This window comes from Pseudomonas sp. Z003-0.4C(8344-21), from assembly GCF_900104975.1.
GTDB classification, from domain to species: Bacteria; Pseudomonadota; Gammaproteobacteria; order Pseudomonadales; family Pseudomonadaceae; genus Aquipseudomonas; species Aquipseudomonas granadensis.
This window is the reverse complement of the sequence record NZ_LT629756.1, coordinates 5,651,126-5,663,600: the sequence shown is the minus strand read 5'-3', so window position 1 is coordinate 5,663,600 and position 12,475 is coordinate 5,651,126. Positions and strand designations below refer to the sequence as shown.

At 61.4% G+C, this 12,475-nt stretch carries 13 protein-coding genes and 1 pseudogene; 7 read left to right on the top strand and 7 right to left on the bottom strand.

Features of this window, described 5'->3' with window-relative positions:
* Positions 1–27: 27 nt before the first annotated feature.
* The 7 genes and pseudogenes from BLU24_RS25550 to cbiE form a co-directional block, all read right to left on the bottom strand.
* Complete coding sequence (locus tag BLU24_RS25550) at positions 28–474, bottom strand: DUF2946 domain-containing protein (RefSeq protein ID WP_093105217.1); 447 nt, start codon at positions 472–474, stop codon at positions 28–30.
* 21 nt (positions 475–495) lie between these two features.
* Positions 496–975 carry a copper chaperone PCu(A)C gene (locus BLU24_RS25545; RefSeq protein WP_090280988.1) on the bottom strand — a complete coding sequence of 160 codons (480 nt, stop codon included), beginning with the start codon at positions 973–975 and terminating at the stop codon, positions 496–498.
* 47 nt (positions 976–1,022) lie between these two features.
* The gene (locus BLU24_RS25540; protein ID WP_093105214.1) at positions 1,023–1,421 is read right to left on the bottom strand and encodes a DUF2946 domain-containing protein; all 399 of its coding nucleotides are present in this window, start codon (positions 1,419–1,421) and stop codon (positions 1,023–1,025) included.
* A 99-nt stretch (positions 1,422–1,520) separates the two neighbouring features.
* Positions 1,521–1,810 (bottom strand): annotated as a pseudogene (locus BLU24_RS25535) (addiction module antidote protein).
* 351 nt (positions 1,811–2,161) lie between these two features.
* Entirely contained in the window at positions 2,162–2,890 is a 729-nt protein-coding gene (locus BLU24_RS25530) for a cobalt-precorrin-6A reductase (RefSeq protein WP_093105211.1), read from the bottom strand.
* On the bottom strand, positions 2,887–3,984 hold the full coding sequence (locus BLU24_RS25525; protein ID WP_093105208.1) for a cobalt-precorrin-5B (C(1))-methyltransferase: 1,098 nt from the start codon (positions 3,982–3,984) through the stop codon (positions 2,887–2,889). Before BLU24_RS25525 ends, BLU24_RS25530 begins: the two co-directional genes overlap by 4 nt.
* Entirely contained in the window at positions 3,977–5,188 is a 1,212-nt protein-coding gene (cbiE, locus tag BLU24_RS25520) for a precorrin-6y C5,15-methyltransferase (decarboxylating) subunit CbiE (RefSeq protein WP_093105205.1), read from the bottom strand. The genes BLU24_RS25525 and cbiE overlap by 8 nt, the downstream gene beginning before the upstream one ends.
* Before the next feature lie 198 nt (positions 5,189–5,386).
* Here cbiE and BLU24_RS25515 point away from each other — a divergent pair, with 198 nt between their 5' ends.
* The 7 genes from BLU24_RS25515 to cobJ all read left to right on the top strand — a co-directional run bounded on the left by BLU24_RS25515 (position 5,387) and on the right by cobJ (position 12,201).
* Entirely contained in the window at positions 5,387–6,043 is a 657-nt protein-coding gene (locus BLU24_RS25515; protein WP_093105202.1) for a hypothetical protein, read from the top strand.
* Between the two features lie 129 nt (positions 6,044–6,172).
* Complete coding sequence (locus BLU24_RS25510; protein ID WP_093105199.1) at positions 6,173–6,991, top strand: hypothetical protein; 819 nt, start codon at positions 6,173–6,175, stop codon at positions 6,989–6,991.
* Between the two features lie 50 nt (positions 6,992–7,041).
* Positions 7,042–7,698: a hypothetical protein gene (locus BLU24_RS25505; protein ID WP_093105194.1), complete on the top strand. Its 657-nt coding sequence runs from the start codon at positions 7,042–7,044 to the stop codon at positions 7,696–7,698.
* Positions 7,699–7,768: 70 nt separating this feature from the next.
* On the top strand, positions 7,769–9,151 hold the full coding sequence (gene cobG / locus BLU24_RS25500) for a precorrin-3B synthase (protein ID WP_093105189.1): 1,383 nt from the start codon (positions 7,769–7,771) through the stop codon (positions 9,149–9,151).
* On the top strand, positions 9,144–9,770 hold the full coding sequence (locus BLU24_RS25495; RefSeq protein WP_090281023.1) for a precorrin-8X methylmutase: 627 nt from the start codon (positions 9,144–9,146) through the stop codon (positions 9,768–9,770). Before cobG ends, BLU24_RS25495 begins: the two co-directional genes overlap by 8 nt.
* Complete coding sequence (locus tag BLU24_RS25490; protein ID WP_418951632.1) at positions 9,767–10,501, top strand: precorrin-2 C(20)-methyltransferase; 735 nt, start codon at positions 9,767–9,769, stop codon at positions 10,499–10,501. Before BLU24_RS25495 ends, BLU24_RS25490 begins: the two co-directional genes overlap by 4 nt.
* On the top strand, positions 10,501–12,201 hold the full coding sequence (cobJ, locus tag BLU24_RS25485; protein WP_093105184.1) for a precorrin-3B C(17)-methyltransferase: 1,701 nt from the start codon (positions 10,501–10,503) through the stop codon (positions 12,199–12,201). The genes BLU24_RS25490 and cobJ overlap by 1 nt, the downstream gene beginning before the upstream one ends.
* Positions 12,202–12,475 lie beyond the last annotated feature (274 nt).

Below are 12,475 nucleotides of genomic sequence, written 5' to 3'. Positions count from 1 at the left end.
CAACCGTGTGCAATCAAAGGTGCGTGTTTACGCGGCGATGGGCGGGGCGCGGGTGCGGGCGCCGGGAAAGAAGGGGAGCCGGGCGTGGCCCAGGCGTGGCGAGGGCGGGGTGAAGGTGTTCAGCGGCGGGACGTTGAACGCGACGAAGTCGCCGCTGCCGGTCAGCGCCGGGCAATTGAACAGCAGGCTGCAGTAGCCGCATTTTTCCCACAGCACATGGTGCGAGGATTGCGGCGGGCAGTGTTCGGCAGCCGGTTGCGCGTCATGGCGGCTGTGATCCATGCCGGGCATGTCCATCGACATGCCCATGCTCATCGGCATCAAGGTCGAGGCGTGTTGATCCATCGGCATCGACTGAGAGACCAGTGGGCCGATGAAGATCATCAACATGGCGAACAGGGCGATCCAGCTGCCGCGGGTCAGGTGTTCAGTCTGACGGCGTTGCCGGGTGGGCCTGCTGCTTGTCGAGCGCATGGGCGAGGTGTGCCGGATGGCTTACTGAGCGTGCGCGTGCGTTTGCGTGGTTTCCGGCGGTTTTTTCTGCACAGCGACTTCGACGGTGACGTCACCGGCCTTCTCGAAATGCAGCGTCATCGGGAAGCGTTTGCCATCGCTGAGCAGGCTGCGATCGCTCGGGTTGAGCAGCATGACGTGGTAGGCCATCGGTGCGAAGGTCACGTTGCCACCCGCCGGAATCGCCACGCTCGGCACCTGCTGCATCTTCATCAGATCGCCCTGCATGACGTGTTCGTGCAGTTGCGCGTCCGGAGCAATCGGCGAGTCGACGCCGAGCAGGCGATCGTCGGTCTTGCCGGCGTTGTGAATGATGAAGTACGCGGCAACCGTCGGTGCATTCGGCGGCAGTTCCTGCGACCACGGATGCGCGATTTCCAGCGCGCCGGCCTTGTATTCGTGGGCATGGGCAAAGCACGCCGGCAACAGCAGCGCAGCGACGACGATGAGTTTGTTCAACATGGCAGTTCTCCAGAACGATTTGAAACGCGGGTTATTGCGCGAACAAATCAGACCAGAGGGGAGGCCCGGGGATTGAGACTTGGCCATTGCTGGCGCGGCGTTGGTGTTTGCAGTGAGGCGGGCGGGACGCTGCGATTGCTCTCAAAGTGGGCGAAATACAACTGCGGCGAGTGCCCCGGCAGCGCGACCAAGGGCGCCGAGCCGGAGCAACACCAGCAATGCTGCATGTTCGAATGGCTGTCGTTTTGCGGGGCCTTTTGATCGCCGGCGCCGATGTCAATCGCCACCATCTTCATCCCGCTGCCGGTGCAGAAACTGCTCCAGAGCAATTGTTCGGCCGGTGAACTGGCCGCCTGCGCCATCGCCCCGCTCATCGGCATGGCGAGCATGTTGAACAGCACTGCAAAGCAGGCGATCCAGGCAATTGCTAGCCGGCGTCGGTTCATGGGACAGATCCGTTGGAGTGGGCGATCAGGCGCGGACTATTTAGCCTGATCAGCGCCGATAAGTAAAAAAGCGTCGTGCGGCTTGGTGTCGCAGTGCTTTTAAAGTCTTACGGCATGCAGTCTCAAGCCAAGAGCCTTCATGACTTTCATGATAGTTGCGAATTCGGGATTGCCAGTGCTGCTCAGCGCTTTATAAAGACTTCGCGGCCCAAACCTGCATCCCGTGCCACTTGTGTCATGCCTTGAGCCCGGGCGAAGTCATTGAGCGCTGCACGGATAAGGACGCCGTCGCCTTCATCGTCGTCAAAACAGGCATCCAGATACGCCGCCAAGTCCTCGGGAGTTTTGAGGTACTCAGCGGCATCAAAACGGGCGAATTCTTCTGACATTGAATGGGTACGCTCTTGGAATCAAAGATGAGCGTAGAGGTGGACGCTGACTGCCAATAGTCAATGATTCGTTAAGTTGTTGTGGGCAGTGTCCGGCGCGGTTGTAGGATTCAGGTCATATGCCACAAGACCAGACGTCTTCGCTGGCAAATCGGATCGTTGCTCCCGTTTATCACCCAGGTCAGATATTCAGTCGAGCCTGGGACATTGTAGGAGTGAGCCTGCTCGCGATAGCGGTGTGTCAGGCAATTAGGTGCTGGTTGTGCTGACGTCATCGCGAGCAGGCTCACTCCTACAATGGTCTGTGTCGCTCACATAATCTGTGTAGACCGGAGCGACGGTGCGACTTATTTAAATACGGCAGCAGGTTGCGAGGGCGGTGAGGATTGCTTCGACCGAGCCAAACTCCCGATCAACCGCCGGCAACCCCGGCCGCTGCAACACCAACACCGGCACCCCACGCTCGCGCGCGACTTCCAGCTTCGGCTCGGTGGCGCTGCTGCCGCTGTTCTTGCTGATCAGCACATCGATCTGCTGGCGCTCGAACAGCGCTCGCTCGTTGTCCAGCAGAAACGGCCCACGGGCGCCAATCACTTCGCAGCGTTCGTTGCCGGGGTAAACGTCGAGGGCGCGCAGGGTCCAGAACTGGTCGGCGGGGATTTCATCGAGGTGCTGCAGTGGTTCACGGCCAAGGGTGAACAGTGGCCGGCGGAACGGTTTGAGCGCAGCGATCAACTCGGCCCAGTCCCTGACATCGCGCCAGTCATCACCGGGCTGTGGCCGCCAGGCCGGGCGACGCAAGGCCCAGCAGGGGATGCCGGTCAGTTGCGCGGCAGTCGCGGCGTTCTGGCTGATTTGCGCGGCATAGGGATGCGTGGCGTCGAGCAGCAAATCCACGCCTTCATCAGTGATGAATCGCGCCAGACCTTCGGCACCGCCATAGCCGCCAACGCGCACCTGACAGGTCAGATCGCTCGGCACCCGGCCGACCCCGGCGAGGCTGTAGATGTGTTCTGGCCCGAGGGTCCGGGCAATCGCCAGCGCTTCAGTCACGCCGCCCAGCAGCAAAATCCGCTTCATGCAAAACCTCCGGCATGCCCGACAATGCCGCCCTGACGATCGATCGCAAACACCTCCACCTGCACCTGCGCGGGGACCACGCTGCGCGCAAAGTTCAGCGCATGCCGGCACACCTCATCACCGAGTGCGACCCCAGCTGCAGCCGCCATGGCCAGCGCCTGCTGACTGGTGTTGGCCGTGCAGATGCCTTGCTGCAACGCGTCGTCTGCGCCGATTGCCGCCGCCCAGTCGGCCAGTTGCGGCAAATCGATGCTCGAGTGCCGCGAATGCAGGTCCATGTGCCCGGCCGCCAGTTTGCTGATCTTGCCGAAACCGCCACACAGGCTGAGTTTGTCTACTGGCACTTTGCGCAAGTGCTTGAGCACCGCACCGACGAAGTCGCCCATTTCGATCAGGGCGATTTCCGGCAGGTCGTAGACCCGGCGCATGGTGTCTTCACTGGCGTTGCCCGTGCAGGCAGCGATGTGCAGGTATCCGTTGGTTTTTGCCACGTCGATGCCCTGATGAATCGAAGCGATGTAGGCCGCGCAGGAAAACGGCCGGACGATGCCGCTGGTGCCGAGGATCGACAGTCCGCCGAGAATGCCCAGGCGCGGGTTCATTGTTTTCAGCGCCAGTTCTGCGCCGCCTTCGACATTCACCGTGACTTCGAACCCGCCGCCGTAGCCGGTTTCTGCAGCGAGCAGGCTCAGGTGATCGCTGATCATTTTGCGCGGCACCGGGTTGATCGCCGGCTCGCCCACCGCCAGCACCAGACCCGGGCGGGTCACGGTGCCGACGCCAGCACCGGCGATGAAGCGCACGCCCGGCTCGGCCAGCAGCCGCACCTGCGAATAAAGCAGTGCGCCGTGGGTCACGTCGGGATCGTCGCCGGCGTCCTTGATCGTGCCGGCTTCGGCGCCGTGCGCATTCAGTCGGCAGAACTCCAGACGCATCTGCACCTCTTTGCCTTTGGGCAGGACAATCTGCACCGCATCGGCCGAGGTGCCGCTGACCAGCAGGCGCGCGGCGGCGAGGCTGGTGGCGGTGGCGCAGCTGCCGGTGGTCAGGCCGCTGCGCAGGGGCGCGGGTTGTTCGGCGGTTTCGTCACGCATCGAGGGGTTTGACCAGGTCGAGCAGGGTGATCGGCAAGGCCTGACGCCAGGTATCGAAGTCGCCCAGCGGCTGGGCCTGTGCGACATGAATGCGCGTCAGCTCGCCGCCGTAGCGCTCGCGCCAGTTCATCAGCGTCAGTTCGCTTTGCAGCGTCACCGCGTTGGCGACCAGACGGCCACCGGGTTTGAGCTGTTGCCAGCAGGTTTCGAACACACCTTCACGCGTCACGCCGCCACCGATGAAAACCGCGTCCGGGCGCTCCAGTCCGTCCAGGGCCTGCGGTGCCTTGCCGCGAATCAGTTGCAGGCCCGGGATCCCCAGCGCATCGCGATTGCGTTCGATCAGTTGCTGGCGACCAGCATCGGCTTCGATGGCCAGTGCGCGGCAACTCGGGTGCGCGCGCATCCATTCAATGCCGATCGAGCCGCTGCCGGCGCCGACGTCCCAGAGCAGTTCACCGGGCGTTGGCGCGAGGCGGGCGAGGGTGATTGCGCGTACGTCGCGTTTGGTCAGTTGACCGTCATGTTCGAATGCCGAATCAGGCAGCCCGGCCAGACGCGACAAGCCCCGCGTACCGGCATCCGCCAGGCACTCGAGCGCGATGACATTGAGATCGGCTATCGGCGCATCGATCCAGGCGCTGGCCATCGCGTCGACGCGCCGCTCGGCGTCGCCGCCCAGATGCTCGAACACGCTCATGCGACTGGCGCCGAAACCCCGCTCGCGCAACAACTGCGCGACCGCCGCCGGGCTCTGGCCGTCGTTGCTCAGCAACAACAGACGCACGCCACTGGACAGATGCGCATTCAGTGTCGCCAACGGTCGGGCCACCAGCGACAACGTCACCACGTCCTGCAACGGCCAGCCGAGGCGCGCGGCCGCCAGCGAACAGGACGACGGTGCGGACAGGATCAGCATCTCGTCGCTCGCCACCTGCCGCGCCAGACTGGCGCCGACGCCGTAGAACATCGGGTCACCGCTGGCCAGCACGCAGACTGCTTCACCACGACGTTCCAGCACGGGCGCGAGGGAAAACGGGCTCGGCCATAATTGCCGCTCGCCTCCAATGCAAACCGGTAGCAGATCCAGCTGGCGCTGGCCGCCGACGATCCGCGAGGCGCCCATCAGGGCACGCCGGGCATGTTTGCCCAGGCCCTTGAAGCCGTCTTCACCGATTCCCACAACCGTCAGCCAAGGGCTCATTCGATCCTCATTTATGCACAGTATTACCGGCCGACATGATAACGCGATGGCTGTGCACTGACTGCATTCTCTTTGCCAGTCGATAGAAATCAAATGTATCGGTTGTTTTTAGAAACTTCGTTTTCTTGTTGTTAGTTTTGCTGAAGCGCCTACGAACAAAGTCAGGCAGATATAACAACCTGGTCAAGGAGGTTTTCCGTGAGTGAGATTAATAAGGTTTTGTCCGATGAAAGTAATAGTGTGGTACAGGATGGCAATCTTTTATCTTTTTTTTCTGAAGTGAGCAGGGAAGACAAGCGCTTCATAAAAAACAGCATGCGCTGGGCAGAGCATAATGCAGACCTGCGCTTCAATAGAAAGCTGGAGTCCGCCAAGTGGTTTGAATTTTATTCGGGCCATCTCTGGTCGGTGGGTTGGGGGCTGGAGCATGAGCCGGTTATTTTCTCTGACAAACGCTTCTCCGGCGATGTTGTCGAGATCTGGGCGAATTCACTTTCCAAGCTATTGAGTCGAGAAAAAGTAAGAGCCATGAAGGCATCATTTCAGTTGCTGGAATTCGACCCGGTGGCTATCGACGTGTTTACCAGCAGTACACGCAAGTTTGGTGATTTCCGGTTTTCTCCGGCGCAGTACAACCGTTACACGGAACTGGAGATAGTGATCAGCAACGTACGTTTTGTGAGTTCAGAGTGGGCCTCGACCTATCTGTTCTGGAATCTGCAGCACAACGGCTCGCAACTGGACATCCAGTCCAGACGTTTCGTTATCAACCGAGCGCAGATCGACAAGTACCGAGAACGTCTGAATGCCGCAGTAGCCGAACTGCGAGTGAGGGAGATTGAATTGGCAGGTTGATACGTTAGTTGCGTGATATCTGCGCCATGGAAACAAGTTGAATGAAGTGTGGTTTGATTGTTCTGTGCTTGGCAGGTAGTTTTATTTTGCGCCATAGGGGTGCGTTGAAATTTAAAAGGGATATAAGTAATGAATATGGAAGTCGAACACGTAATGTGCGCCGCAGAGCGTATTTCCTTGATTGAAGAATGCAATGCGTTTATCGCCGCGCAGCCTGTGCGGAGTGCGCGAACCGCTCGTGTGGGTATTGCACTGCCGATCGATAAGGACGAACTTAATGCGGCCATCATGGGTACCGGTATCGCCGGTTTTGATGCAAGCATGTCCAAGCGCAGTAAGCGGATCGTCAAGAATACTTACATGTATGCCGATCTCGCAGCGTTGTTCAAGTATCCGGCGGCCTCGCAAAAAGAGCAGCGCTACAATGAATTCATGCGTCTTATGAAACTGGCGGGCTGGTTCGCGTTCAGCCAGCCCTATAACCGTTATCAGGCCGAGTCGCAAAAAGTGACGATGGACAATATTGCGCTGTCGATTATTCACGGCGCGGTGGGTGCTGCTGTCGGCCAGGGGCAGGCAGCCCTGAAAGTGCTGTCGACCGTGGCGGACTCGACCATGGAGGCGCTCAAGAATGAGCCGGAAGCGCTGGCACTGTTCGAAAAAAACTCGAAGAAAGCCGAAGGCGGCAACTTCTGCATGACCAGCGCTGTGCAGGATGCCGAGGGCGGGATCACCATGGCGGTTGCGGCAGTACAGTATTTCGCCAGCGCTCAGCAGACCAAAGTGCTGTTCGTGGAGTGGGCGCCGAGCAGTGTCGAGGTTTACAACGGCGCGGCCACCATGGAAATGGATGAAGAAGACTATCTGATCGCCGAGCCCCTGATCGTCAAGGCGCTGACCGCCTTGCGCGAGAAAGCGTTGAGCATCGAATTTGGCCCCAAGGCCTGATTACGCTTAAGGCCAGAGGTGAAAACCTCTGGCTTTTCAGGAGTGGCCAAATGAGCACCGGACTTGGTTGTAATGCATTCGTTTGCGCTGGAACGTTGGTTCTGGTGGCGAACGAGTTGCCAGATGCACAGAAGACTGACGTACTGAATGCGCTGCTTTACGCGCAAACAGTGGCCGACCGCAAGGTAGCAAACATTTCAGCTATCGCTTCGTGGAATCAGGCCAGAAACAGAGCGATGAGCGTGACCGGGGCACTGCTGCTGGGAGAACCGGAGATACATTTTCCAGTGCCCGCGCCGGCCAGTTTCACCTTGCTGACATTGGCGCAGCAGGCCATGCACCGTTTGAATCCGGATATGGTTGTTATTGCCGATGGCTGGCTTCAGGGGTTGCGACTGGAGCAGACACCTGCTGCGCTCCAAGTGCTCGAAAAGCATGTCGTGAAAGAGGAGAAGTGGGTCCGGTTCTTGCTCACGCTCGTCTCTGCGCAAGGTGGCATCAGCACGGTGGTCATCTGCTTTCAGGCAGCCGACCTCAGGGAGGCGTCGGTTTTTCAGCGCCGTTTCTGGGCTGAAGCCTTACTCGGAAACATGTCTATTAGCGCAAGCAAGGCGTTGCTGGAGTCGGAAGACTATGATTTTTCGCGGGCGGCGATACTTTCGTTATTGGGAGAAAGGTGTCTTGAACAAATCGTTGGCTTGACCTGAGCCGCTGTCACTCGAGCCTTCAGCCTGTGCATCTGCCCGTCCCTGTTGCGTTCCGACGGGCAGACTTTTCATGCCGGCGGACAAAGCAGGCATAATACTGCGCCTTCGCTTGCGAAGCGCCTATGCCACGCAACCGGTCAGCCCCTTGAACGAACGTCCGACATCCACCGCTGTACGCCCCTCGGCCTGTCCGGGGTTGCTGCGTATCGTCCAGGCGCTGGATGGCGGGATCTGCCGAATCAAACTCAATGGCGGTTCGATCAGTGCCGATCAGGCCGACGCCGTGGCAGACGCCGCCGAACGCTTTGCCAGCGGTGTGATCGAGGCGACCAATCGCGCCAATCTGCAGATCCGCGGAATCGGCGCGCAGTCGGCGGCATTGATCGACAGCCTGCTCGCCGTCGGTCTCGGTCCACGCACGCCAGTTGGCGACGACGTGCGCAATCTGATGCTCAGTCCCGCCGCCGGGATCGATCGGCAGATGCGCTTCGACACCCGCGCCCTTGCCGAGCGCATCCTCGACACCCTGCAACGCCATTCGCGTTTCCATGAGTTGAGCGCCAAATTCGCCGTGCAACTGGACGGCGGCGAAGCGCTGGCGATGCTCGAGCATGCCCATGACCTGTGGTTGTCGGCGTTTGAGCACGGCGGCGAAACCCGGCTGGCCTTCGGCCTGGCCGGCTGCCCGACGGATCGCGCGCTGGGTGCGGTGGCGGTGGAAAACGGCCACGCATTGGTGGTGGCGGTGCTGGAACTGTTTCTCGAGCTGGCGCGTCCCGAGCAAACGCGTATGCGCCATGTGCTGGAAGAACTTCCCGTGCTGGCGTTCCTTGAGCAGTTGGGAAGCCGCGTGCCGGTCAAAGCCATCAGTGGCTGGAAGCGCCAACCTGCGCAGGACGATCTGCACATCGGCGTGCATGCGCAAAGCATTGCCGGACGGGTTTATATCGGTGCGGTACCGCCACTGGGGCGGCTCAATCCGATGATGCTGCGCGGTGCCGCGCAACTGGCTCGCCAGTTCGGCGACGGCAGCCTGCGCTTGACGCCGTGGCAGACTCTGCTGCTGCCGAATGTCATGGCGGCGGATGCCGGCGAGGTGCTGCGTCGATTGCAGACATTGGGTCTGTTGACCGAGGCCTCTGAGCCGCTGGCGCGGATGATTGCCTGCACCGGTGCCGGCGGTTGCGGCAAAGGCCTGGCCGACACCAAGGGCGACGCCCGACAACTGGCGACGCTACTGCCCACAGCGGTCGATGTACATCTGAGCGGCTGCATGCGTTCCTGCGCGGCGGCACACTGTGCCCCGGCGACGCTGCTGGCCGTCAGTCCCGGTCATTACGATCTCTATTTTCGCGATGCAGCGCTGCCGGGTTTTGGCGCGCTGCACGCCTGCAACCTTACTATTGAAGCGGCCGCGACCTTGCTCGCCGCCCGGAGCCCCCTTGATGCTTGATTACATCCGCGACGGTCAGGAGATTTATCGCAACTCCTTCGCGATCATTCGCCGCGAGGCCAATCTGGCGCGCATCCCGGCCGACCTGGAAAAACTCGCTGTGCGAGTGATCCACGCCTGCGGCATGGTCGAAGCCGTCGACGGTCTGCAATTTTCCGAGGGTGCCGGCAAGGCCGGGCGCGATGCGCTGGCCGCCGGCGCGCCGATCCTGTGTGATGCGCGGATGGTCTCCGAAGGCGTAACCCGTGCCCGCCTGCCGGCCAACAATGACGTGATCTGCACCTTGCGTGACGACAGCGTGGCTGATCTGGCCCGCGAAATGGGCAACACCCGTTCTGCCGCGGCGCTGGAGCTGTGGCGTCCGCACCTTGAGGGCAGCGTAGTGGTGATCGGCAATGCGCCGACTGCACTGTTCTATCTGCTGGAAATGCTCGACGCCGGTGCACCGAAACCGGCGCTGATTCTCGGCTTTCCGGTGGGCTTCGTCGGCGCGGCCGAATCCAAAGCCGCACTCGCTGCCGACAGTCGTGGCGTGCCGTTCGTGATCATGCAGGGCCGCCTCGGCGGCAGCGCCATGGCTGCCGCCGCGGTCAACGCGCTCGCCACGGAGGTGGAATGATGCAGGCCAAGGGACGTTTGATCGGCTTGGGTGTCGGCCCTGGTGATCCGGAACTGATTACCGTCAAAGCCCTGCGCCTGCTGCGCGAATCGCCGGTGGTGGCGTACTTCGTCGCCAAGGGCAAAAAGGGCAACGCGTTCGGCATCATCGAAGCGCATCTGGTCGAAGCGCAGAACCTGCTGCCGCTGGTGTACCCGGTGACCACCGAAGCGCTGCCGGCGCCGCTGTCCTACGAGCAGGTGATCAGCGATTTCTACGACGAAGCGGCCGTGGCGGTCGCCGAGCATCTGGATGCCGGGCGCGATGTGGCAGTGATCTGCGAGGGTGATCCGTTCTTCTACGGCTCCTACATGTATCTGCATGATCGCCTCGCCACTCGTTACGAGGCCGAAGTGGTGCCGGGTGTGTGCTCGATGCTCGGCGGTGCTTCGGTGCTCGGGGCGCCGCTGGTTTACCGCAATCAGAGCCTGTCGGTGCTCTCCGGCGTGTTGCCCCATGAAGAATTGAAGCGACGTCTGGCCGATGCCGACGCGGCGGTGATCATGAAGCTGGGGCGCAACTTTCCCAAGGTGCGTCAGGTGCTCGAAGAACTGGGTCTGGCCGAGCGCGCGCTGTATGTCGAGCGGGCGACCATGGCGAACCAGAAGATCGTGCCGATGGATCAGGTCGAGCCGATGTCCTCGCCATACTTCTCCCTGATCATCGTGCCCGGTGAACGGTGGCAAGGCTGATGACGCAGATCACCCCCGCCATCGTCATTCTCGGCCAAGGCAGTCTGGCCACCGCACGGCGCATTCAGCAGGTGTACCCGGCGTCGCAGATTCACGGTCTCGCCGGGCGCGTCGAAGGTGCTGACTTCGTCTATCAGGAATTCGGCGCGACCCTGCGCGCGCTGTATCAGCAGGCCACGCCGATCATTGCCCTGTGTGCGGCCGGGATTGTCATTCGTACGCTGGCACCGCTGTTGCTGGAAAAGGGCGCCGAGCCGCCCGTACTTGCAGTCGCCGAGGATGGCAGCGCGGTAGTGCCGTTGCTGGGCGGCCTCGGCGGGGTCAACGTCATGGCACGCGACATCGCTGCCGGGTTGCAGGTGGCAGCAGCGATCACTACCAGTGGCGAGTTGCGCTTTGGTACCTGCCTGCTCAATCCACCGAGCGGTTATGCATTGGGCGATCTGGAATCGGGCAAGCGCTTTGTCTCCGACCTGCTCGCCGGCCACAGCGTGCGCGTCGAAGGCGTGGCGCCGTGGCTGGATCAGGCGCAGTTGCCGCAGGACCCACAGGCGCAACGCACGATTCATGTCGGCAGTGCCGAGCGTCCAGCGAGCGCCGATGAATTACTGATTTACCCGCGCAGCGTCGCAGTGGCGGTGCGTGCAGAGACAGCCGACCTGGCGCATGCCGTGCGCAGCGCATTGCAACAGGCGAGCGTCGCCTTGCAATCGCTGGCGTGCCTGTTGGCGGCTGACAGTGAGATGGCATCGGCAACCTTGCGCGAAGCGGCGCTGGAGTTGGGCGTGCCGTTGCGCTTTGTCGCGACTGCAACTGATGTGCAGGCAATCGCGCTGGCTGCCGTACCGCAAGCGCAGCTTCATCTTGTGCAGAATCTGGCCATTGCAGTGGCCGCCGAGCCGCTGGACATCCAGCACATCGGCCGCCCTCGCGGTCGTCTCGCGGTGATCGGCCTCGGTCCCGGTGCTGCTGAATTGATGGTGCCGGCGGTGAAGGCCGAACTGGCCCGCGCCACCGACGTGCTCGGCTACGAAACCTACGTGCGCATGGCTGGCCCCTTCCGCGACGATCAGGTGCAGCATTGCACCGACAACCGCGAAGAGATGCAGCGCGCCCGTCACGCCTTCCGCCTCGCTGCCGAAGGGCGTTCGGTGATCGTCGTGTCCTCGGGTGATCCCGGTGTGTTCGCCATGGCCGCGGCCGTGCTCGAAGCGTTGCACGAATCGAGCGACCCGGCGTGGCACAGCGTCGATCTGGAAATTCTGCCCGGCGTCTCCGCTTCGCTGGCTACTGCCGCGCAAGCCGGTGCGCCACTGGGCCATGACTTCTGCGTGATGTCGCTGTCGGACAACCTCAAGCCGTGGTCGATCATCGAAAAACGTCTGGACCTCGCTGCACAGGCAGATCTGGCGCTGGCGTTCTATAACCCGATTTCCCGTGCGCGCCCCTGGCAGTTGGGCAGGGCGCTGGAGATCGTTGCGCAGCACCGCACCCCGGAAACACCGGTCGTGCTGGGGCGCGATATCGGCCGCCCGGGCCAGACCTTGCGCACCACTACCCTCGGCGCGCTGACGGCGTATCAGGTCGACATGCGCACGATGGTGCTGATCGGTTCCTCCACCACCTGCACGTTTCCCCGTGCCAGCGGTGGTGAATGGGTTTACACACCGCGTTGGTACGGCGAAAAGCCGCTTGCCTGAATTGCACGCCGAGGCAAGTTGTAAGCAACTTGTCTCGGCGTGACATCCGGTCAAAGTTCCTGTCTGAATCTTTCCCTTTGAAACCGGACGATGCTTGCGTCAAGAACGCCGCTTTGGCTGTCTGACCAATGACTGGCGGGCAACTTATCTGTTGCCGGATAGTGCGCGTGAGCAATATGACTGTTATTCGATGTTTCTCCGGTAATTATTTGAGTTTTGTGTTTTTTGAAGTCACTGCAACAGCGGCATAACTTCGTCCAGGTTCACTTTAATG